This is a genomic window from Nonomuraea sp. NPDC005650 (assembly GCF_040605375.1).
In the GTDB taxonomy this organism is placed as follows: domain Bacteria; phylum Actinomycetota; class Actinomycetes; order Streptosporangiales; family Streptosporangiaceae; genus Nonomuraea.
This window is the reverse complement of sequence record NZ_JBEXCR010000022.1, coordinates 187,933-209,028: the sequence shown is the minus strand read 5'-3', so window position 1 is coordinate 209,028 and position 21,096 is coordinate 187,933. Positions and strand designations below refer to the sequence as shown.

Below are 21,096 nucleotides of genomic sequence, written 5' to 3'. Positions count from 1 at the left end.
CAGCGACCGACTCGACACCCGAGACGGCCGCCGCCTAAGATCCACTCACGGCACCTACCTCGTTGAGCCTTTTACACCGCTCCGAGGACGCGACCATGCTGGATCATCGGGATCCCAGTGTTGATGGCCGGACTAATTCGATTTGCCTCCGTCCTCGCCAGTCACAACAAGGCCAGCAACGGCGATCGGCCACGCTACCTCACTGAGCCAGGATGAGGAACGAACCTGGATCGTCGATCGCCTCAAGCGCGTGCGGCGGTCGGCCATGCAGTGGCAGACGTGAGGGCAGCCTCTATCAGGCGGCGCGACAACCGCAGTCGGTGCGTTCGGTCTATGCGGCAGGCCAGCGTGCGCCAGCGAACGCGCCACTGACGGAACACCCGCAGACCTTCTGTTTACAAGGTCCCCAAACGATCTTCAGGGCAGTTCGGAAGCGTTCAGCGCGTAGGCCACGTAGACGGGCCTCGTCCAGATCTGTCCGCCGGAGTTCGTGACCGTTCGCTCGGGTGGCTCCCAAGGTGGCTCCCACCGCCTGAGTCAGGAGTCGAAACTTGATCCGATTTTCGCGGAAAGGTTTCTGGGTTTCATCATTGAAGAGGTGGTCCGTCGCCACGAGTTGATCGCCGATAGCATGTCGGCGGCCCACGGCGATTAGCCGTCTCGCACGCCCGGACGGCGGGCGGGCGGAGGGCCGGGGGTACGGCGGCGCGCCGCGCCGCCGCTTGATACCTATGAGATCAATTCGGCAAGCTTTCCAACGCCAGCGCCCACGGGTAGCTGTCCATGTGCTCCCCGCCGGTGCTGGGCGGGTGAGGCTCGAAGTGGCCTGGCCCGAGCAGGACACGCACGCCTTCGGCTCTGAGCTGGTCGACGCTGCGCTGAAGGGGGACGCGTGAGGCCAGGGCATTGTTGACGAACGGCAGGATGACGACCGAGATACCGAGTCCGGGGGCTTCGGAGAGCAGGCCGAGCGCGTAGGTGTCGGCGATGCCCTGGGCGAATTTGTTGATCGTGTTGTATGTCGCTGGGGCCACGATGATCGCGTCGGCACGAGGCGACTTTGGTTCGTCCGGCTTGCGGTACTGGCTGCGGACGGGGTGGCCGGTCTGCTTCTCCAACGCGAGGACGTCGATGAAGTCGAGGGCTGGCGGTGTGGCGATGATCTGGACGGTCCAGCCTTGGTCTTGAGCGAGGGTGACGAGGCGGCCGACGTGGGGGGCGGGTCCTGCGGCGCACACGAAAGATCGCCGCCCTGATGGCTAATGGCCCATTAATGGCCCGAGCACCCCGCCACAAGATCGGTGGCGGGGTGTTTTGGCTGGTGGAGCCTAGGAGATTCGAACTCCTGACTTCCTGCTTGCAAATCGGTCTGATCTTCGAGTACCGCGGCCTCGACCTGGGCGACCGGCAGTCCGCCAGTGACCGTGACTAACCCCTGTTGACCGCCCTTAATGGCACGCTAATGGCACGGCGATCACGTGTGTGGTCAGGGGGTCTGTTCTGCCGGACCTCTGTTCTACGGTGTGCGGTCACCGTATTTTTCGATGATCGAGCTGAGAGAGCGTGGGGCTGGCGGCATCTCCTCCACCAGTGGATCCGGTGAGGTGACGCCGGTGTGTACGGATCGCATCCATTCGTCGTCGACCACAGCCTGGCATAGCGCTTCGGCGGTGATGAGCGTGGCGAGACCCCAGCTGTTCTCCCAGGTCTCCCGACCTGCTGGGCTGGCGGCGATCCATTGCTCGACACTGGCGAGATCAGGAACTGGATACCAGTCCCAATCACTCATGTCGAACTTGACCACCAGGCCGCTTTCCGTCCGATAAGAGACCAAGGCTGGGGCTTCATCGATCCATACAGCGCTCAGGCAGGGGCCATACTGCGCCAGAATGGGAAGAGCACCCTCGGTGACAGAATCGACGCGGTAGTCCATGATGACGGTGCCCTTGCCGAGGCGCCCGATGAGCATGTCGACGTCGTCTGCGTTGAAGCGTGCCGGCTGAGTGCTCTCGGGTGAGATTCCATACGCAGCCAGGACGTCGTCAATCTTGGTGGCGGAACACCACGTCAAGTCGACGACAAGCCGGGTTTGCAGACGAAACCACTTGCTGTAAGTAGAGTCGATCACGGACGTCTCCTCTCAGCTGACACCGCCATGGACCACGCTCAAGGATCTTTGCGCATCCGCGTGCCGTCCGCCGCCGAACCGCGATCAGCCACGTTGCTCGCTGAGCCAGGGTGAGGAACGAACCCTGGATCGTCGATCGCCCCCAAGCACGTACGACGTCCAGCCATGCAGTGGCGATCGTAGGGCTGTGTCTGTGCGGCGGCGCGGCAACCCCGGCCGGAGCGTTCGGTCGGTACGGCGCGGCAGGCGTGCGGCGGCCGGCCCGGTGCCCCGCCGCCGTCCGGGACCGGCCCCCAGGCCGCACGCCCGGACGGCGGGCGGGCGGAGGGCCGGGGTACGGCGGCGCGCCGCGCCGCCGCTTGACAAGCCATCGGGCACGCAACGGGCACGCGCCCCTGAATAGCCCTTGGAAAGATCAAAAGCCCAGGCCGTTGACCTGGGCTTTTGTACGTGTGGAGCCTAGGAGATTCGAACTCCTGACTTCCTGCTTGCAAACGGGAGCCAACCATAACGTCGAGCGGCCTTCCTCCTGGTGAAGTTGCAGATGCAGTCTGGTATCAGGTGCTTGTGTGCGTCGGCGTTGCTGTACCTCTCTGCTGTACGGCACTGAGCGCACGATGGGACGCTGGCATCTACTCCGTAGCCAGTTCGAGATCGTCCACGGATGTCTGTCGATGTCAGAAGCGCTTGCCATCGCCGACTCCGCGAACACCGTCCCCAAGGCGACCATGCAGGCCATCAGACGTAGCCCATCAGTGATCCAGCCGGCCGACGACGCGTGCGACGATGTGATCGACTGGAATGACCCCGAGGTGCCGAGAATCGAGGCTCTGCTCACGGTTGTCACCGAGGACCACCACATGCTCCCGTGGGACCACATCGCCGGAAATCCCGACTGGAACGGCCTCGCCCGCGACCGCCACGATCCTCTTCACCATAAGCGGTGTCCTGGACGATCCGCGTATCCCGGCGAGCCGTGGATTGCGCAGCACTACGACCTGTCCCACGGCGAACCGGGCCGGACGGCGTAGACGCACGGCGAGCAGCCTGTCCCCGTCCTTGTACGCGGGAAGCATGCTCGGTCCGCTCACATGGGCGACGAGCAGGCGCAGCCGGATGGTCAACAGCGCGGCGGCCACGACGACGACGCCTCCGGCCGCGATCCAGGCCCACATCAGCCGACCTCCATCTGTTTTCCTTGGTAACGAGACGCCTGAAGCGTGAAGAGGCGTGTATAGACCCCGCCCTTCCTCATGAGTTCGTCGTGACTGCCCTCCTCGACGACCTTCCCGCCGTCCAGCACGACCAGGCAGTCGGCGTCCCGGACCGCACCCAGCCGGTGGGAGATCAGCAGGCTCGTCCTGCCACGCCGATGTTCCTTCAACATCACATGGATCTCGTGCTCAGCCTCCGCGTCCAAGCCCGAACTCGGTTCATCGAGAATTAGCAGATCGTGGTCCTCGCCGAGCATCGCGCGAGCGAGCGCGACCCGCTGCCACTGGCCGCCGGAAAGGAAAACACCCGTGGCGGGGTCGTCCTTGTCCGCGTTATCGGCGAATATCCTCGTGAGCAATGTGTCGTAGCCGCGAGGCAGAGCGCTCAACTCGTCGTGCACGCCCGCGCGTCTGGCCGCCTGCTCGACGCGCCCTTGGTCCGCCATCAGCGATAGATCGCCCAATCCGATGTTCTCGGCGGCGGAGAGATGGTAGGCCATGAAATCCTGGAAAACAGCCCCGACGCGCTTCCGCAGATCTGCTGGGTCCAGCATCCGGATATCCGTGCCGTCCCAAAGGATGCTACCCCGCTCCGGATCGTAGAATCGGCAGAGGAGCTTCACGATGGTGCTCTTCCCTGAACCGTTTCGCCCGATCAGTCCCACCGCCTTGCCGCGGGGAATGACGAGGTTCACTCCGCGCAGGATCCACGGATGCTCCGGGCTGTATCGAAACCAGACGTCGCGCAACTCTATGGCAGTCCGAAGCGGAGGCGCGGCAGTGAAAGACTCCGGAGTGAGGAGATCTGGCTCGGCCGTCTCCACGTCCTGGAAATGTCGGAACAGAAGCAACTGCTGGTGCGCGCCGGCCGCTTGCGCGACCAAGCCGGCCACCCCGCTTTGCACGCCGGTCATCACGAGTAGGAACATCGAAACGTCTCCTACGCCGAGACTCCCGTCTCTGGTCGCGGCCACGACGAAAACCACTCCCACGCCGGAAATAGCAGCCGCCAGCGCGCCGAGGGCGCTCTGCACGAGAAGTTCACGATGGTCCAGACGACGCCGCTGAACGTCGGCCTGCCTTCGTTCGGACAGCATGCGGTCACGCAGGAAAGCCCCTAGCCCGAACAGGCGGACCTCCTTCGCGGCCTCGGCATCCGACAACAGCTGACTGTAAAAGAACTCCCGTCGCTGCGCCGGCTCGAGTCCCCACATCAGAGCCGCTCGACGACGGGACAGGGCGACTTCCGCGATGAGCATCGGCACGGCCCCGGTCAGCACCACTCCCGCGAGAAGCGGGTAGACGGCGAACAAGGAGCCGAGGAGGCCGCTGACCGTGAGAACACCCCCGAGCAGGCTCAAGGTGCCGTCCACCAACTGGGCGGGGGTGCGCCCTCCGAACTGGCTTGCCAGCCGCAGCCGGTCCAAGAAGGCAGGATCCTCGAACCGAGCCAGACCAGGGAGAGCGTTGACCGCCGTGTACAGCCGCCCCTGAGCCAGCACACCGGTGGCGCGCTCCAACTCCGCCCGCAGAAAGCGGCTGGCGTTCGGCACCAGCCCGGACAGCAAACCAGCGACGGCCAGGGCGACGGCCAGCGGGATCACTTCATCATCGGCCACGATGCTGTCGACCGTCATCTTCGTCAGCCAGGCCACGCCCACGGGGAGCACGGCCGTCAGGACGGTCAGCAGCGTCAGGAGGGTCACGGACACCGGGCCGGCCTTCCACGCCAGGCCCGTGGCCGACAGGACTCCCTTCAGCCAGGACGACGAGCCGCGGACAGAGGTGCGTGTCGACATGGATCAGGCCCGCAACTGACCGGCCGGCAACCTCGTCGCCGACACCCTGCCTCTCTCGACTGTCACGAAAGCCGGTGTGCCCCGAACACCGAAGGCCCTGGCTACGGGGCTGCCGAGCGACTCGACCACCACGACGTCCGCCACCGACTCCAGTGCGGAGATCATGTCGGCTCCCTCGTCGGGCGCGGTGGCCACCACTGCGAGGGAGCGCACCGCGGTGGTCTCGGCGAACGCCACGAAATCGGGAAGCTTCTCATGGCATGGTTGACACGTGGATGAGAAGAAGCCGACCAGGGTGCCATCTCCTAGTAATTCCGTAGACACCGTTCCTCTCGTTGTGGTGACGGCGGAGAAGTCGCCGACGGCTTCTCCAACAGGCAGGGTCAGCGAAGGCGGTTTGAGCATCGACGACTGCTCCCGCAGCCGACGGATCACACCGAACAGAAGCAGGAGGTTGAGCAGACAGAGAACGCCGACCAGGGCAACGGCAGCGACGAGATAGGGCACCACACACCACCTCAGGAATTATTCGATTCCAACGCGGACTGGGTCGGGACTTCGAACATCGCGAAAGCTAGTCACCAGATACACGGGTGTCAGAGGTGATTCTGCCGTCGCGCAACACGATGGTCCGCCTGCAGGCGGCGGCGACTTCGTCGTTGTGCGTGACCATGACCAGGGTCATGCTCTCGGACTCGCACAGGGAAAGCAGCAGTTCCAGAATCTCCTTGCCCGTGTCGCTGTCGAGATTGCCCGTGGGCTCGTCGGCGAGTAACAACCGAGGGGCTCCGATCAGGGCTCGGGCGATGGCGACGCGCTGCATCTGACCGCCGGACAGCTGGGAGGGAAGCGAGGCGGCCCGGTCCTGCAGTCCGACAAGCCGAAGCAGGTCCATCGCCCTCGCTTTGGCGGCTTTGGCCCGTCGGCGGTCGGTGATGACGGGTGCGAGCACGTTGTCCAGGGCCGTGAGCGCGGGCAGAAGATGGAATCTCTGGAACACGAAACCGATCCGGCGGCGGTAGTCGTCCAGCTGCCGTTCCCGCATCAGTTCCAGCCGTTCGCCGTCCACCTCCACCTCGCCGCTGTCTGGGCGGTCCATCGCACCGATCAGGTGGAGCAGCGTGGACTTTCCCGCTCCCGAAGGTCCGGTCACGGCGACCGAAGATCCCGGGTCGATCTTCACGTCGACCGCGTCCAGCGCGCGAACTTCCTGGTCCGTGCCACGCCGGTACACCTTCGTCACCTGGCGTAGCTCGATCCGACCTGTCATCGGCGCCTGCTTCATCACGGTTTCCCTCGTTCCACTGTTCACTTCACTCACCGGAGAGCGCCACCGCCGGTTCCAGCCGCGCGAATCGCCACACCGGGAGCGCGAGCATCGCCATCAGCAAGATGAACCCGGCGACCCCGGACACGCCCGCGACGACGAGCGCGTCCCCTGGGACCGCTCCGCTGAAAGACCACACCACCAGGACCCCCGCGACTGCTCCCGACATCCCGCCGAAGGCGCCGATGCCCGCGCCTTCCAGCGAAGCCAGCCGTACCAGATGGCCGCGGCTCCACCCGAGGGCCCGTAGCGCGGCCAGCTCGCCGGCCCTCTCGCGAAGACTGATCAACAACAGATCCAACGCCCCCGCCGCGCCCAGGAGGACCGTCAACCCGATCGCGATGTAGTCCACGGTTCTCGCCTGCGCGACGACGGCGTCGCCGAGCAGCGAGCCGATGACCTCCCCACGGAAGGCGAACGTGATGGCCAACAGGATAGTGATTGCGGCCACCCCGAGTGCCAGGCCCAGTGCGCCCATCGCGGTACGGCCCGGCACCCGTCGAAGGTTGGCCATCGCCAGGCCGGCGACGGAATGAATGCTCCGTCCCGATCCCGAGGGCGACACCGGTGGGGTGAGAGCCTCGATCGGGGTCATCCGCGCCGCCCGCCACGCGGGGAACGCCCCGGCCAGCACTGCGAGGCCCCATGCCAGCGGGACGACCGAAACCGACCGCGTCCATGACGGCTCGACACCGAAGACGGAACCGATGAAGGGAGACAGGACCGCGCCTGCGACGCCGGCGATCGATGCCACGACGACCAGCTCGGAGGAGATCAGCAGGAAGACCCGTCCCTTGCTCCACCCCAGGCAACGCAGGGTGGCGATCTCCCGGCGCCGCGCCCGAACCGATGCGAACGCCGCCTGGGCCAGGAAGAGCGCGCACACGGTCAGCACCAAGAGATTGAGCATGAGGCTCTTGCGGTCGACGGAGCTGACGACCTGGAGAGCCACCCCCTTCTTCACCCAGTACTCGTTCACCCGGATCGCCGTTCCGTCGACCGCGACGCCGGGGGGCAATTCCACCGTCTGCGGCGCGGGCGAGCTGCCCATTGTGACATCGACGTCGAGGTCGGGGAACGTTCGGCGTATCTTCGTCGCCACCGCGTTGACCCGTGCCCTGGACAGCTCGTCGACACCGCCCACATCCGCCACGCGGATGCGGATGGCGCTGATGGGAGCCCGCTCCTGGAGGGTGTTCCTGTCCACGCGTGTCTTGGTGAACGCGTCGATCGCGGCCAGTGTGGTCAGCAGGCCGGGTGGCTGCGCCAGGTAGCCGCCGAGATTGCGGTCCGGGGTGAGGGGCCGGTCGCCCAACGCCTTCCGGCTCGCCTCATCCGCGCCGTCGACATCGGGAGGACGGTAGGTCTCCAGCGGCACCTGGGTCAGCGACGAGAAGCCCTTCAGCCGTTGCGGATCGAAGGCTCCGACCAGCTCCACATGGGGGAACGGGATGCCTTTGGTGTCCTTCCACCGTCGCGCGGTGGAGTCGCTGTCGTGTCCGTTGCGAGTCACGGTTCGGGCCTGCACACCGGTGTTCTCGATGGGGACCGCGGTCTCCCAGGTCTTGTCGATCTTGCCGACGGACCAGACGGCGGGGTCCTGTGCCGCCTGGGTGGTGAGCGTCAGCTTCTGACCGCTCTCCTGGTAGGAGACAGGTCCTACGGTCCAGTACTGACTTCGCCACTGCCGCGCGGTGGAGTCGTCGATCCTCGGATACCCCTGGCTGATCGACACCTTCTGATGGCCGACCACCTCGCCCGTCAGGTGCTCCGCCCAGCGTCGGGCCGACGGTGAACCGAGCTTCGCGGGGACACCGCCGGAACTCCCGATCTCCAGTCTCTCCACCTCGGCCGTCATCGTCCCGTCGACAGGCGGGCGGACGCTCAACTGGACGGGTACCTTCAGATCCACGATGTCGGGAAAGGTCGGGTCGACGGTCGCCTTCACCGTGTCGTTCCCCGTCAGGGCGCGGCCGGCGACCCGCGCCGCACTCAGCCCGACGAGCCGGTCCTCCTGCTCCGGGTCGACGGCCGAGAGCAGGACGGGATAGGTCACGGGAATCTCGAGCACCCCTGGTCGCGATGACATCGCGTCCCCGGTCAGCGACTTACACGTCATAGTCGACCGAATCTTCGGGTCGAAAGGCGATGATGCCTGGCTGAGGACCTGGAACGGGTTGAGCGTGCGGTCCGTCGGCTTGTCATCGCCGCCCGACGGGTTCTGATTGAAGTACCAGCAGACCTGGTATTTTCCGGATTCGACCAGGCGGCTGCTCGGGGCAAGAGCCGGAATATCGCGATCCTCGCGCAAGGGAGTCTCGGTGACATACAGATAGAGGTTTTGTTCGGGATGGGTGCGCAATCCGGGGCCGACGACATACGTCGGCTTCAGCCGGAAAAGCTGGCGCGGCGCCTTGGTGAGAAACGGCGTGACGTCGATACCGAGCCGGCCATCGACCAGCATGTATCCGAGATTGGCGACGGGCGCGGCGACGTCGATCCCCGGAAGGCTCTTCAGGGTGTGGTACTGGTCCAGCGTGATGCCGCCGAAGATGCCAGAGAGGTAGTTCGCTTGAACCAGTGAGCGTTTTCTCTCCAGCGCGGACTGGGATCCCCTCGGCCGGACCAGCACATCGTAGGCCGACCGGCCATTCTCCTGCACCAGGCCGACGGTTTCCAGCCGGCTCGTCCGGACGGCGGCCGTCAGCAAAAGGAAGCTGCTGCTCGCCACAAGAATTCCAAGACCGAGAAAGAACGCCCGCCGCCACGAGTGTCGCAAGCCGGCGAGCGAAACCCTGAACACCATCATCCTCACATCGAGTCCGTCTACGCTGAGTTCATGAGCCGGCACATGGCCGACTCATGAACTGTCATGGAAGGCGTGGAACAATGCCTATCCCGTTTCGCCGCGCATGGACCTCGTCGCCTGTCGCAGCACCGAAAGACTCGGTACCGCAGGTGGTCCCACAGGACGACCGAACTCGACCGCGGAGTGCGGGATCAGCAGATCCACCTGGTTTCACAGTTATTCGCGGGACAGTTGTCGTAGTAGTCACAGCACGTCTGGTTGCAACTACCCGAGCTGCAGGATCGGCCGAGGTAAATGCAGGCCGCCTCGGCCTCGACCTTGGGGGCGAGCGCGGACAGCAACCTGTCGGCGGTTTTTGCAATGAATTGCAGCATAGCCCTCTCCCTGACATGAGTGTGCCACACGTCTTCGTGGCCTCCATGATCGTAGAGCTGTACTGAAAAGAATATCAATACCTTAGGTCAATTTATCAATGATCTCACTCTGGGTGAATATTTGATGTCAATCAGTATTGGTGATCGAGATATAGAGCATTCCGTTCTGGCGGGCCACCGTGGCTTTAAATATGATTTGTCCTTTTGTGGACTGCAGCCCGCTACTCCACAGCGAAGGACAGAAGGCGACGAATGCCCGACCCGGTGGCGCCACGGGATCAGTTCGCACTAAACCTGCCTGATAAGAAGGGAATGCTTCCCTGTAACACCGCTCATTCCCCATCCGGAGAAGGCTCACCCGCCAGGGTGGCGGCACACAGGCAGTGGCGCCGGCGAGGACGGCGCGGTGGACGGATCGGGCAACGCGGGCGCCCCACGTGGCAACCTGACCTGGTCTAGGGTGACGATGGTGTCGGGGCCGTCCTCGTCGACCTACGAGGGGTCCCAACAAGGACAGCTCGTCGTACCGGATAGCAGAGGGCTTGTCGCGCTCATTGCCCCTATGAGGGGGCCGCACCTCAGTCGCGAACCTCCGTGGCGCTGGACCGTAATCGCCGCCGTTTCCGCTTACGAGCGCCCTCCGCCCGGCAGGAGAAGGCCGCGATCAGGTTGCGATGTGTCAATCGGTGGCAACCCGACCCGGAGCGCAGGGCCGCCAGGCCCGAGCACCGGAAGCGGGGCGGCAGGACAACGGAAGGATCCTCAAGACCGCCGTAAGATCTTTCTCCTTGCAAGGTTCCACCCCGGTGGACACGGGCGCGTGGGCGGCGCGGCCGCGACCGGCCGAAGAGCCGCAGCGCGGCTGGCGACCGCCCGACGCGCGGTGGGCCGCGGAGCGGACCGCCCTTGATGACGTGGAGAGAAGTTGCTTTCAGGGCTGTCAGGAGCCTGTGTCAGGAGCCTGTGTCCTGTCCGGCGTCTGGTTGGGGCTCGTTGCTGTGAGGTGCAGCGGTGGTCCAGATGCGTTCGAAGCTGACGAGGTAGATCGCTGATGCCCCTTGATCCTCCCTGTGGCGGAGGTGCATGACTGGGGCGTCTGCTGCTGGGGTGGCGTAGGCGTGGAGGTTGACCAGGAGTCGGCTGTCTGCCCGGAAGATGGAGTTGTAGAGCACGGTGCGATGGAGCCGGATCTCTACGTTGGGAACGTTGTGTAGCCGGCGGTAGAGGGTGAGCGCGTTCTTGATGCGGGCGGCCATGACGTCGGGGCCGATGCCCTCGTCGGTGCCGCGCCTGGCGACCTGAGGGCTGTCGGGATCGCCGAGGAGGATTCGGACCTTGACGCCTGTGCGGGCGCGGTCGGTGAGGATGTCGAGGATTCTGCGATCCTCAGGGAGGAACAGGCCGCTGTACGTGAGGATGCCGATCTCCTCGGTCGCACCTTGGAAGAGGGTGTGCCAGACGCTCTGGGGGACGGCCCAGCGGTGTGAGTAGATGGCCTGTACGTCGCCGGCGAGGGCGAGGTGCTGTTGGGTGACCTGCGGCCAAAGGTCGGCTTCGTGGACATGGAGGAGGTCGGCGATGGCCCAGCGGTGCCGTGGATAGGGGATGCGGCCCTTGAGCCAGCGGTTGACGGTCTTGGGGTCCACGGTGAGGGCCGCCGCGACGTCGGTGGGGGTGATGCGGGCTGCGACCATCGCGTTGCGCAAGTTGTCGTTCATGGGGACCGCCGCTCCTCCCTCGGGATCGTCGTTGCCTGCGACGTTAACACGAGACGTCCCTAGACGTCCCCTAGTCGTGGTGTAGAGATTCCCGGTGCTTGGCCGATGCTCGTGGGGCCGGACGAACCACCGAAGGGACGGGACACATGCACAGCGCCCGAGCGCAGAGCCTCGCTTATCAGCAACGTCTGCTAGCGGATCTAGGTGATGGGCTACGACCGAGGGGCATCGCGGCGGTCTTGATGGCCGCTGAAGACGGGCGTCCCGGGCTGGGCGTCAAAGATCGTCGTTCTCGTATCCGCAGGGTCTACGTCAACGTCCCGTTCTACTGGTTCTACTGGGGCGATCAGCCCAACGAGCGCACCAGCTGCCTCAACCTGGAAGCTGCCATCGACAGGATCGAGCAGGCCGCCCGGGACGGCTGGCGCACTGGTGAGCAGGCCGAGCTGCGCATCGACCTGGGCATGATCACTGATGCGTATCGGCGTGCCTGACACCATGGCCTCGGACGAACCTCCGTGGCTGACGGGCGGTCCCGTCTACACCAAAATCGCGGAGCGGCTGCGGGCGCGAGTTACTGCTGGACGGTATCCAGCGGGTAGCTCGCTGCCGTCCGAGGCCGAGCTGTGCGCGGAGTTCCGCGTGGCAAGGAACACGGTCAGACGTGGCCTGGCCATCCTGGAACAGGAGGGGCTGATCGTCACGATCCCCTCCAAGGGTCGTGTGGTGCAGGGTCCACGCGTGGACACCGCGTACCGCTACCAAATGATCGCCTCTGAGCTGCGTGCCCAAATCGAGCGGGGCGAACTTGCCGCGGGGGCTGTCTTGCCGAGCGAAAAGGAGCTGCGGCAGCGGTACGAGGCGTCGCGCGCTACGGTGCGGCAGGCGCTTGGCGTGCTGGAGCGTGAAGGCCTGGTCGTGGTCGAGCACGGGCGGGGCCGCTTCGTCCGGCAGGATCAGCGCGAGGGAGGACGTCCCAGGACGTCTGGCCGCGCCCACTAGATTCGCTTATGCCCCTGATGTCTATCGTGAGCCCCGTGGGACATATCGAATGGGCATACGGCCTGGCCAAGGACCTGCTGGAGACGACCTTGCCGCGCCGCTGGGCACACACCCAGGGAGTCGCCGGCCAGGCCGAAACCCTGGCCCCGATCCTGGGCGCGGACGCTGACACGCTGGTCGCCGCCTGTCTGCTGCATGACATCGGGTACGCCCCGGACCTGGTCGACACCGGCATGCACCAGCTCGACGGCGCACGCTACCTGCGCGACGTGGCTGGGGCCGACGAACAGTTGTGCCGCCTGGTGGCCTACCACTCGTGCGCGGACAACGAGGCGCGGCAACGTGATCTGCTGGATGTGCTGGTCAAGGAGTTCGACCAGGAGCGGCCGGAGCTGGCCAGGGCGCTGACGTACTGCGACATGACCACCGGCCCGGACGGTCGGCTCCTGGGCGTACACGATCGGCTGGCGGAGATCCACTCCCGATACGGCCCCGAGCACGTGGTGAGCCGGTCGATCACCAATGCGACGCCGTGCATCGTGTCGTCGGTGCGGGCGGTGGAGGCGGCTCTATCCGATGTGCGGCAGGTCGGCACCGGCTAGGTAGTGCTCGATCCGCATCCGCATCGACCGGTCCATCGGCAGCGCCATGACCTCATCCGACCTCACCCAGCGGACCTCCCGGGACTCATCGCTCGGTGTCGGCCGGCCGCCCACGGCGCGGGCTGTGAGGACGATGGAGAACTCCTGGCGGGCCTCGCCGTTGGAGGTGTAGAGGATCACGTGCCGGGGGTCGCTGTAGGTCCCGACCAGGCCGGTGATCTCACAAGTGATGCCGGTCTCCTCGAACGTCTCCCGAACGGCCGCTGCAGGGATGGACTCGCCCAGGTCGATCGCGCCGCCGGGCACGGCCCAGTTGTCGTTGTCGCTCCGGCGGATCACCAAGATGTTTGCCGCCGCGTCGGTGACGATGACGTTCACCGACGGGACCAGGCTGTTCGGCTTGGGTGCGTTGGGGTCGTCGTAGAAGTCGATTCGCTTGGCCACGGTCAGGGCTCCACGGGAGTTGCTTGTGCCCATACCTTCTCGAAGCTGTCGGCGTAGGTCGTCACCATCTCCCCGCCGGCCACCCTCCGCAGATGGAGTACGGGGGCGTTCCCGGCGCGGGTGCCATACACATGCATGTTGACCAGATAGTCGGAGTCGGCCTGGTAGATCGAGTTGTACAGGATTGTCTGGTGGAGCCGCAGTTCGAAGTTGTCCAGGCCAAGCAGCGGCCGGTAGAAGACCAGCGCGCTACGGATCTGCGCGGCCATGCTGTCCCCGACGCCCTCGTCCACTCCCCGCTGGGCGACCTCGGGGCAGTCAGGGTCGCCGAGCAGGATGCGCACCCGCGATCCCGCCCGGGCCTTCTCGCCGAGCAGGCGCACCATGGCGGCGTCGTCGGCGAGGAACAGTCCGCTGTAGACCAGGACGCCGATCTCCTCGGACGCGGCGGTGAACAGACGTCCCCACGCGTCCCGAGGAACGGCCCAGCGGTGCGGATAGATCGCCAGGACCTCGCTCTCGGAAGCGGCGACCACCTGCTCGCGCGAAAGGGCCTGCGGCCACAGGTACGTCTCGTCCACACCCAGGTACGAAGCCGTGGCAAAACGGTGCTTACGGTACGGCTCGCGGCCCTTGGTGATCCACCGTTCCACCGTCTTGGGGTCGACCTCGATCGCCTCGGCCAGATCCGCGACGCTCACACCCTTCTGCAACAGGGCCGCGCGTAGCCGTTCGTTCGCCATCTCACCTGCTTTCAAGGACGTCCGGGGACCTGGCCATCGTAGGCCGGACGTCTTGAACATGTCCCGTCGTGTAGTGATCTCGTCCTGACTCTGCGTCGCATCCTCGGTTGCACAACGCCACAACGGCAGCAACCGAAGGAGGAGATGCACTCATGAACAACGAGATCACCATCCCGGGCGAGACCCCATCGTGCGAGTGCGGCAACGCCCTGACCGAGGGCCAGACCCGATGCTCGAAGTGCCTGGCGCGGGGCCGCTGGGCGCGCAAGGAGCGGGCCAGGAACCGGCGCAACCGGCGGCGTTCCGAGACCCGGCGTCCCCCGCACGCCCCTCGCGGCCTGGCTCAGGCGGGAGTGATCTGGTCATGACCACGATCCCTCTGATCATCGCCGGAGTGCTCAGTGTCGCGCTGCTGGTGGGGTACGTGATGGTACTGGTCGGCATCCGCCGGGAGGACAAGCGGCTGAGCCTGCGTCACGCGCCAGACGGGGCGTCGGCGTCGCTGGCGCGGAAGGTCACCGGCTGTCGCGTTCGGAACGACGTGTCGTGGACGTAGCCAACTGCTCCTCGACCTTGGCCAGGCGTACCGACAGGTCCTGTACGGCGGCGCGCAGCTCGGCCACCTCGCCAACCGTGTCGCCGGCGGGCGCGTCGTCGGTGTCCCGTACGAAGACGCCCTTGCCCTGCTGGCCGATCACCAGACCCTCGTTGCGCAGGATGCCGACGGCCATCTTCACCACGCTCAGCGAAGCGTCGTACTGCTCGGCGAGTTGCGCGGTGGACGGCAGCGGCGTCCCGGGCGCGAGGGAACCGCCTTGGATCTGCGCGCGGAGATCGTCGGCGATCTGGAGGTAGCCGGGGCGCCCGGTGTTCTTGACCATCGCCGTCCATCACACCACGAAACATCGACCAAGCCAACCGAGGGGACGTTGACAACCAAGCCAACTAGGTTAACTATGTTGGATACGACGAAATAGGAGGTCACAGCCCATGCGTTCCATCCCGATCCCTGTGGATGTCAGCAAGTTCGCCATCACCTGCGTGAAGGCCCCGCGCCCGCGGGTGCTCAACAAGGACACCGGCGAGATCAAGACCGACAAGAACGGCAACACCGTCTTCGAGGTCACCGTCTCCGTCGAGGACGAGTTCGGCCGGATCGAACTCGTCAAGATCGGCATCACCGGTGAACCGCCCATCACTGTCGGCGATCAGGTCAACGCCGTCGGCCTGCTCGGCTACGTCTGGGAGATCGCCGGCCGATGGGGCATCGCCTACCGCGCCTCGGCTCTGCTCCCCGCGCGGGAGGCCGCCGATGCGTGACGCGCTGGAAGTGCTCGCAGCCTTGGCCGCTGTCGCGGCCGGGCTGTGGGCCTGGCGCCGGTGGCACCCCGGCTCGTTCTGGCTGGTGGTCGGCTTCCCGCTGGTCGCCCTGTCGGTTCGCGCCTCGTGGCGGCGGGTGGCGTTGGGGTGCGGGCTGACCAAGAAGCGGCAACGCTTCTGGTTCACCACCGTCCCCGGCCTAGTCGCCTCCACCGGCGTCGTCCGCGTCCGGCGCAAGTGGCAACGCATCGCCGTGGACACCAAACCGTTCATGTGGCTGCCTCTGCCGACCCGGCACGGCTGGCGCGTCACCCTGCACACCCTGGAAGGCCAGACGCCCGGCGACTACGCCGACGCCGCCGAACGCCTCGCCCACTCCTGGGGTGTGCATGCCATACGCGCCTCCTCGCCCCGCCCTGGCCGCGTCGTCCTCATGGCCACCATGCGCGACCCGCTGGTCAAAGTCGACCAGCTCCCGCCCTCGCCCGAACTGCTCAAGGTCACCGTTGGACGGCTGGAAACTGGCAAGCCGTGGATCATCGACTTCCGCACCGTGCCGCACTGGATCAACGCGGGAGCCACCCAGTCCGGCAAGTCTAACCTCGCCAACGCGCTCATCGTGGGCCTGGCCCCGCAGCCGGTGGCGCTGGTCGGCTTCGATCTCAAGGGCGGGGTCGAGTTCACTCCGTACGCGCCCCGGCTGTCGGCGCTGGCCACCTCCCGCGCCGAGTCCGTCACTCTGCTGTGCGACCTGGTCGGGCTGATGATTGACCGGATGGGGCTGTGCCGCCAGGCCGCCGCCCGCAACATCTGGCAACTCCCGCCCGGCGTCCGCCCGGTCCCGGTCGTGGCCCTGGTCGACGAGCTCGCGGAGCTCTACTTGATGGCCGACAAGTCCGAGAAGGACGAAGTCGCCAAGTCCTCCACTGCACTGCTCCGGGTCGCGCAGCTCGGGCGGGCGTTCGGCATCTACCTGTTCTGCTGCGGCCAGCGCATCGGCTCCGACCTCGGGCCTGGGGTCACCGCGCTCAGGGCTCAGTGCTCGGGACGGATCTGCCATCGGGTCAACGATCCGGAGACCGCGACCATGACCCTTGGCGACCTCGACCCGGCCGCGCTCGTCTCAGCCCGTGCAATCGCCGCCGAGACACCCGGCGTCGCCATCGTCGCCTCACAGGACGGCCAGTGGTACCGCGCCCGCTCTTTCTACGTCACCGAGCAGACCGCCGAACACGCCGCCCGTACGCACGCTCACCTCGCCCCGTCCTGGGACGAGATCACCGCCCACCTACCCGAGTCCATCACCGCCTGAAACCGAAGGGAGGAACGATGCGACGCTTCGCCTGCTGGCTGCTCGACACCGGCCCGGTTCTCGTCCTGGCCGCCATCGCGGGTGCCGGATCGTTCACCCACATCCGCGACACCGCCACCGAGCACGGCCAGACCGGCTGGATGTCCTGGGCCGTCGCCGTCTGCATCGACCTGACCTGCGTCATGGCCGCCCGCGAGCGCCAACGCGACAAGAAGACCGGCAACCGCCGGCGGGGTCCGCTCTCGTGGCCCGTCCTCGTCCTGACCGGGGGAGTCGTCCTGTCCCTGGCCGCCAACCTCGCCCAAGCCGCCCCGACCGTCTGGGGCTGGATCACCGCCGCCACCCCGGCCGCCGCCTTCCTCATCGCCGTCTCGATGCTGGAACGCCGCGCTACCCGTCCTGAACCGTCCGCCATCCCGGCGCCCTCGTCCCCGGCCCCGGAACTCGTCCCACAACACGCCCAGGACGAGGACGACGGTCAGGACGAGCGGGACGGCGACCTCGCGCCCGCGCTCGTCGACTACGCCCGCCGCGTCGCCGACGAACACCACACCCGGCACGGCAAGCCCATCACCCTCGACGCCCTACGCGCCCACCTGGGCGTGTCCAACCAACTCGCCTCCGACCTGCTGCGCACCCTGCGCACCGCCTGAAGGGAGAACCGACCGATGACCCACGACCCTCGCACCGCTCTCATCAACGGCCTGCTCGACCTGGCCGCCTTCCTGGAGGCCCACCCCGATGTGCCCGTCACCACGAGCGTGACCGTCGACCACTTCCCCCGCCACCACACCGACGCCGAAAAGTGCGCCGACATCGACCAGATCGCCGCCTGCATCGGCTCCACCATCGACCAGGCCGACATCCCGTACGGCCACTACTCCACCTCGCGCTTCTTCGGCCCCGTCGAATACCGCGCCGTCGCCATCCTGGCCGCCGCCCGCGCCCGCCACGACGCCGAAGCCAGCTACCGCGGCTGTGTCCAACCCGACGTCTGACCAGGAGAACCACTCATGCGCATCCGCATCGACGGCACCCGAGCCGAAATCGTCGACGCCCTGTTCCGCCTGCGCCTGCACTTCACCGTCTGCGGCGTCTCCCGCGCCTACCCCGACCGCGCCCACCCTCACCACTGGCGGGTCTACCTCACCACTCGCCCACGAGAAAGGAGCTGACCCTTGCCCGAAACCCTGCCGGTGATCCACTACCGCTGTTGCACCTGCAACGGTGTCGGCCTCGACTCCGATGGTGTCCGCTGCCTCGACTGCGACGGGACCGGCATCGACAACCACGGCGCATAACGCGCAGCGCCCCCGGCCTGGCCGTACATCCGCCAAGACGCCTGCCAGGTCGGGGGCCATCCCTTCACCCGAACGAGCGAAAGGAGGTCTCCATCTTGCCCACAACCCACGCCAACGCGCACGTAAAAGCGGGCATGATCGCCCGACTCAACCGCCCTGACTACGACCGCTGGGCGAACCAGATCAAGCGAACCGGCGGCTGCCGCCAACCCATCCACCTACGCGGCAAGGTCGACCACTACGACCCCGCCACCGGTCAACTCCTGCGCCGATACACCACCCGCACCGAACCCGACGGCATCCTGCGCGTCCCGTGCAAGACCCGCCGCGCCTCCCGCTGCCCCGCCTGCGCCGAGACCTACCGCGCCGACACCTACCACCTCATCCGCGCGGGCCTGATCGGCGGCAAAGGCGTCCCCGAGACCGTCACCACCCACCCGACCCTGTTCGTCACCCTCACCGCCCCGTCGTTCGGCGCCGTCCACACCCGCCGCGAACACAACAGGAAGGTCCAGCCCTGCCACGCCCGCCGCAACGCCACCACGTGCCCGCACGGCCGCGTCATGTCCTGCACCGCACGCCACAGCAAAGACGACCCGCGCCTCGGCGAACCACTCTGCCCGGACTGCTACGACTACACCGGCTCCGTCCTGTTCAACGCCCTGGCCCCACTCCTCTGGAAACGCTTCGCCGACTCCGTACGCCGCCACCTGGCCAAACTCGGCGGCCTGCTCCTCAAAGAGCTCCGCCACCACCTCACCCTCTCCTTCGCCAAAGTCGCCGAATACCAGCGACGTGGCGTCGTCCACTTCCACGCCGTCATCCGCCTCGACGGCCCCGGCGGCCCCGACGCACCACCACCGCCCTGGGCCACCGCCGACGTCCTGACGAAAGCCATCCAGCACGCAGCCAGGGCCGTTTCCGCCGCTGCTCCCGCCTACGCCGACCAGCCTGGGCGGGTTCTGCGGTGGGGTGAGCAGCTCGACATCCGCCCCATCACCATGAACGGCGACCTCACCGAACAAGCCGTCGCCGGCTACATCGCCAAGTACGCCACCAAAGCCGCCGAATGCGTCGGCACCCTCGACCGCCGCATCAACCCACTCGACAACCTCGACGCCTACAACCTGCGCGACCACGCCCGCCGCCTCATCACCACCTGCATGCAGCTCGGCACCGAACCGGACCTGGCCGAACTCCGCCTCGCCGACTGGGCCCACATGCTCGGCTTCCGCGGCCACTTCTCCACTCGGTCCCGCCGCTACTCCACCACCCTCGGTGACATCCGCGCTGACCGCGAACACCACGCCCGCCTCAACGACATCACCACCGGCCGCCTCCCCCTCTTCGACGAAGACACCGTCCTCGTCATCAGCGAATGGGAGTACGCAGGCAAAGGCCACTCCCTCGGAGATCAACTCCTCGCCGCCGCCATCACCGGAACCCAGCTCGGAGGCGTACATGACCTCTGAGCTGCTCACAATCCCGCAGACAATGGCCGCGCTGAAGGTCAGCCGCTGGACCGTCTACAACCTCATCCGCTCCGGCGAACTCGGCTCGATCGTCGTCGGCACCCGCTGCCGTCGCATCCCCGTGACCGCCCTCAACGACTACGTAACCCGGCTCTGCGAGGAGGTCGCCTGATGCCCGTCAAGACCGAACTCGCCACACCCGAAGAGCCCAAGCGCCCTCGTAAGAGCCGCCGCAGTCGCGCCAACAACGAAGGTTCGATATTCCCGTACAAGAACGGCTGGGCGGGCTACGTCTGGGTCACCACGCCCGAGGGCAAGAAGACCCGCAAATGGGCGTACGGCAAGACCCGTGAGGAGACCCACGAGAAGTGGCTTAAGCTGCACGAACTCGCCCGCAAGGGACCGGTTGTCACCAAGTCGCCGAAGCTCTCGGAGTACCTCGCCTACTGGCTCACCAACGTCGTGGAACCCAACCTCGCCCCCAAGACCGCCGCGAACTACGAGATGTTCGCCCGGCTCTACATCACGCCCACGCTTGGCCCCAAACGGCTCGACAAGCTGACCGTGCGGGACGTCCAATCCTGGGTGAACAAGCTACGGCGCTCGTGCCAGTGCTGCGACCAGGGCAAAGACGCATCCCGCCCGAAGATCCACAGCAACCCGAAACGCCGTCAAAACTGCTGCGCAGTCGGCAAGTGCTGCAAGTCTGAACCCTCAGAGTGGACAGTTCACGACGCGTACATGACGCTCCGTGCTGCCCTGAGCAACGCGGTACGAGAAGAGATCCTGACCCGTAACGTCGCCTCCAACGTCAAGATGCCTGTTCCTCGAAAGCGCAAGGTCAAGCCGTGGTCGGTCGAGGAGGCGCGGACCTTCCTGGAGTCAGCGCGCAAGAACGAGGACCCGATGTACCCGGCCTACGTCCTGGTGCTCGTCCTCGGGCTGCGCCTGGGTGAAACGCTCGGGCTGCGCTGGGAAGACGTCGACCTTGACCAGGCCGAGATGACGATCGGCTGGCAGCTCCAGCGCGTCGCAGGCAAGCTGCTGCACCGCCAGACCAAGACGGACGCGTCCGACGCCACCCTGCCCTTCCCAGAGGTCGTCACGACTGCCCTTCGTGCCCGTCAACGGGCACGCGACACCGCACGGGTAGCCGCGGGGAACGACTGGCAGGAGACTGGCCTCGTCTTCACCACCGCCAGCGGCCGGCCCATCGAACCGTCCAACTTCCGGCGCAGTTTCGCGAACGCCTGTACCAAGGCCGGAGTGCGGAAAGTACACGTCCACGCGACCCGCAAGACCTGCGCGTCCTTGCTGGTCGCCCTGGATGTCCACCCTCGCGTCGCCATGCAGATCCTTCGCCACTCGCAAATCGCGGTGACCATGAATATCTACAGCGAAGTCTCGTCAGAGGAGACGCGCAAGGCGCTGAAGCGCTTGGGGGAGCACCTCGGCTCCTGAGCCGTCCACCATGCTGAGGGCCGCTTCCCCAGGGGAGCGGCCCTCAGCATGACGCGGGAACTCTAACCTG

25 protein-coding genes are annotated in these 21,096 nt (G+C 66.3%); 14 read left to right on the top strand and 11 right to left on the bottom strand.

Annotated features, from left to right (window positions below; all coding sequences use genetic code 11):
- Positions 1-737 precede the first annotated feature (737 nt).
- From ABZS69_RS35310 to ABZS69_RS35275, 8 genes are all read right to left on the bottom strand, one after another.
- The gene (locus ABZS69_RS35310) at positions 738-1,238 is read right to left on the bottom strand and encodes a flavoprotein (protein ID WP_355379727.1); all 501 of its coding nucleotides are present in this window, start codon (positions 1,236-1,238) and stop codon (positions 738-740) included.
- A gap of 278 nt (positions 1,239-1,516) precedes the next feature.
- Entirely contained in the window at positions 1,517-2,128 is a 612-nt protein-coding gene (locus tag ABZS69_RS35305; RefSeq protein WP_355379726.1) for a hypothetical protein, read from the bottom strand.
- A gap of 752 nt (positions 2,129-2,880) precedes the next feature.
- Positions 2,881-3,303, bottom strand: a complete 423-nt coding sequence (locus ABZS69_RS35300; RefSeq protein ID WP_355379725.1) for a S26 family signal peptidase — start codon at positions 3,301-3,303, stop codon at positions 2,881-2,883.
- Positions 3,303-5,141, bottom strand: a complete 1,839-nt coding sequence (locus ABZS69_RS35295; protein ID WP_355379724.1) for an ABC transporter ATP-binding protein — start codon at positions 5,139-5,141, stop codon at positions 3,303-3,305. The genes ABZS69_RS35300 and ABZS69_RS35295 overlap by 1 nt, the downstream gene beginning before the upstream one ends.
- A gap of 3 nt (positions 5,142-5,144) precedes the next feature.
- Positions 5,145-5,648 carry a TlpA disulfide reductase family protein gene (locus ABZS69_RS35290; RefSeq protein ID WP_355379723.1) on the bottom strand — a complete coding sequence of 168 codons (504 nt, stop codon included), beginning with the start codon at positions 5,646-5,648 and terminating at the stop codon, positions 5,145-5,147.
- Positions 5,649-5,715: 67 nt separating this feature from the next.
- The gene (locus tag ABZS69_RS35285; RefSeq protein ID WP_355379731.1) at positions 5,716-6,426 is read right to left on the bottom strand and encodes an ABC transporter ATP-binding protein; all 711 of its coding nucleotides are present in this window, start codon (positions 6,424-6,426) and stop codon (positions 5,716-5,718) included.
- A gap of 28 nt (positions 6,427-6,454) precedes the next feature.
- Positions 6,455-9,277 carry an FtsX-like permease family protein gene (locus ABZS69_RS35280; RefSeq protein ID WP_355379722.1) on the bottom strand — a complete coding sequence of 941 codons (2,823 nt, stop codon included), beginning with the start codon at positions 9,275-9,277 and terminating at the stop codon, positions 6,455-6,457.
- A 1,327-nt stretch (positions 9,278-10,604) separates the two neighbouring features.
- Positions 10,605-11,369, bottom strand: a complete 765-nt coding sequence (locus tag ABZS69_RS35275; RefSeq protein ID WP_355379721.1) for an XRE family transcriptional regulator — start codon at positions 11,367-11,369, stop codon at positions 10,605-10,607.
- Between the two features lie 242 nt (positions 11,370-11,611).
- Between ABZS69_RS35275 and ABZS69_RS35270 the strand changes: the two genes are divergently transcribed.
- The 3 genes from ABZS69_RS35270 to ABZS69_RS35260 are packed head-to-tail and all read left to right on the top strand — an operon-like array spanning position 11,612 to position 12,973.
- Complete coding sequence (locus ABZS69_RS35270; protein ID WP_355379720.1) at positions 11,612-11,863, top strand: hypothetical protein; 252 nt, start codon at positions 11,612-11,614, stop codon at positions 11,861-11,863.
- Positions 11,844-12,371: a GntR family transcriptional regulator gene (locus ABZS69_RS35265; RefSeq protein WP_355379719.1), complete on the top strand. Its 528-nt coding sequence runs from the start codon at positions 11,844-11,846 to the stop codon at positions 12,369-12,371. Before ABZS69_RS35270 ends, ABZS69_RS35265 begins: the two co-directional genes overlap by 20 nt.
- Positions 12,372-12,406: 35 nt before the next feature.
- Positions 12,407-12,973 carry an HD domain-containing protein gene (locus ABZS69_RS35260; RefSeq protein WP_355379718.1) on the top strand — a complete coding sequence of 189 codons (567 nt, stop codon included), beginning with the start codon at positions 12,407-12,409 and terminating at the stop codon, positions 12,971-12,973.
- Here the strand turns inward: ABZS69_RS35260 and ABZS69_RS35255 are convergent.
- Complete coding sequence (locus tag ABZS69_RS35255; RefSeq protein WP_355379717.1) at positions 12,941-13,417, bottom strand: NUDIX domain-containing protein; 477 nt, start codon at positions 13,415-13,417, stop codon at positions 12,941-12,943. The two genes, ABZS69_RS35260 and ABZS69_RS35255, sit on opposite strands and share 33 nt — an antisense overlap.
- A gap of 2 nt (positions 13,418-13,419) precedes the next feature.
- Entirely contained in the window at positions 13,420-14,160 is a 741-nt protein-coding gene (locus ABZS69_RS35250; protein WP_355379716.1) for a helix-turn-helix transcriptional regulator, read from the bottom strand.
- A gap of 152 nt (positions 14,161-14,312) precedes the next feature.
- Between ABZS69_RS35250 and ABZS69_RS35245 the strand changes: the two genes are divergently transcribed.
- Positions 14,313-14,528 (top strand): hypothetical protein, encoded by a 216-nt coding sequence (locus ABZS69_RS35245; RefSeq protein WP_355379715.1) that lies wholly within the window; start codon positions 14,313-14,315, stop codon positions 14,526-14,528.
- Positions 14,525-14,716: a hypothetical protein gene (locus ABZS69_RS35240; RefSeq protein WP_355379714.1), complete on the top strand. Its 192-nt coding sequence runs from the start codon at positions 14,525-14,527 to the stop codon at positions 14,714-14,716. The genes ABZS69_RS35245 and ABZS69_RS35240 overlap by 4 nt, the downstream gene beginning before the upstream one ends.
- On the opposite strand, the gene ABZS69_RS35235 is transcribed toward ABZS69_RS35240, so the two are convergent.
- Entirely contained in the window at positions 14,676-15,041 is a 366-nt protein-coding gene (locus ABZS69_RS35235; protein WP_355379713.1) for a winged helix-turn-helix domain-containing protein, read from the bottom strand. The two genes, ABZS69_RS35240 and ABZS69_RS35235, sit on opposite strands and share 41 nt — an antisense overlap.
- A 109-nt stretch (positions 15,042-15,150) precedes the next feature.
- Here ABZS69_RS35235 and ABZS69_RS35230 point away from each other — a divergent pair, with 109 nt between their 5' ends.
- The 9 genes from ABZS69_RS35230 (at position 15,151) to ABZS69_RS35190 (ending at position 21,026) form a co-directional block, all read left to right on the top strand.
- Positions 15,151-15,480, top strand: coding sequence for a hypothetical protein (locus ABZS69_RS35230; protein ID WP_355379712.1), 330 nt, complete (start codon positions 15,151-15,153; stop codon positions 15,478-15,480).
- Positions 15,473-16,792, top strand: coding sequence for an FtsK/SpoIIIE domain-containing protein (locus ABZS69_RS35225; protein WP_355379711.1), 1,320 nt, complete (start codon positions 15,473-15,475; stop codon positions 16,790-16,792). The genes ABZS69_RS35230 and ABZS69_RS35225 overlap by 8 nt, the downstream gene beginning before the upstream one ends.
- Before the next feature lie 17 nt (positions 16,793-16,809).
- Positions 16,810-17,445, top strand: a complete 636-nt coding sequence (locus ABZS69_RS35220) for a DUF2637 domain-containing protein (RefSeq protein ID WP_355379710.1) — start codon at positions 16,810-16,812, stop codon at positions 17,443-17,445.
- A 15-nt stretch (positions 17,446-17,460) separates the two neighbouring features.
- On the top strand, positions 17,461-17,790 hold the full coding sequence (locus tag ABZS69_RS35215; protein ID WP_355379709.1) for a hypothetical protein: 330 nt from the start codon (positions 17,461-17,463) through the stop codon (positions 17,788-17,790).
- 15 nt (positions 17,791-17,805) lie between these two features.
- On the top strand, positions 17,806-17,967 hold the full coding sequence (locus ABZS69_RS35210) for a hypothetical protein (RefSeq protein WP_355379708.1): 162 nt from the start codon (positions 17,806-17,808) through the stop codon (positions 17,965-17,967).
- Positions 17,968-17,970: 3 nt separating this feature from the next.
- Entirely contained in the window at positions 17,971-18,093 is a 123-nt protein-coding gene (locus ABZS69_RS35205; protein WP_355379707.1) for a hypothetical protein, read from the top strand.
- A gap of 95 nt (positions 18,094-18,188) precedes the next feature.
- Positions 18,189-19,565 carry a replication initiator gene (locus ABZS69_RS35200; protein WP_355379706.1) on the top strand — a complete coding sequence of 459 codons (1,377 nt, stop codon included), beginning with the start codon at positions 18,189-18,191 and terminating at the stop codon, positions 19,563-19,565.
- Positions 19,555-19,737, top strand: a complete 183-nt coding sequence (locus tag ABZS69_RS35195; RefSeq protein ID WP_319719612.1) for a helix-turn-helix domain-containing protein — start codon at positions 19,555-19,557, stop codon at positions 19,735-19,737. The genes ABZS69_RS35200 and ABZS69_RS35195 overlap by 11 nt, the downstream gene beginning before the upstream one ends.
- The gene (locus ABZS69_RS35190) at positions 19,737-21,026 is read left to right on the top strand and encodes a site-specific integrase (RefSeq protein WP_355379705.1); all 1,290 of its coding nucleotides are present in this window, start codon (positions 19,737-19,739) and stop codon (positions 21,024-21,026) included. The genes ABZS69_RS35195 and ABZS69_RS35190 overlap by 1 nt, the downstream gene beginning before the upstream one ends.
- The last annotated feature ends 70 nt before the right edge of the window (positions 21,027-21,096 follow it).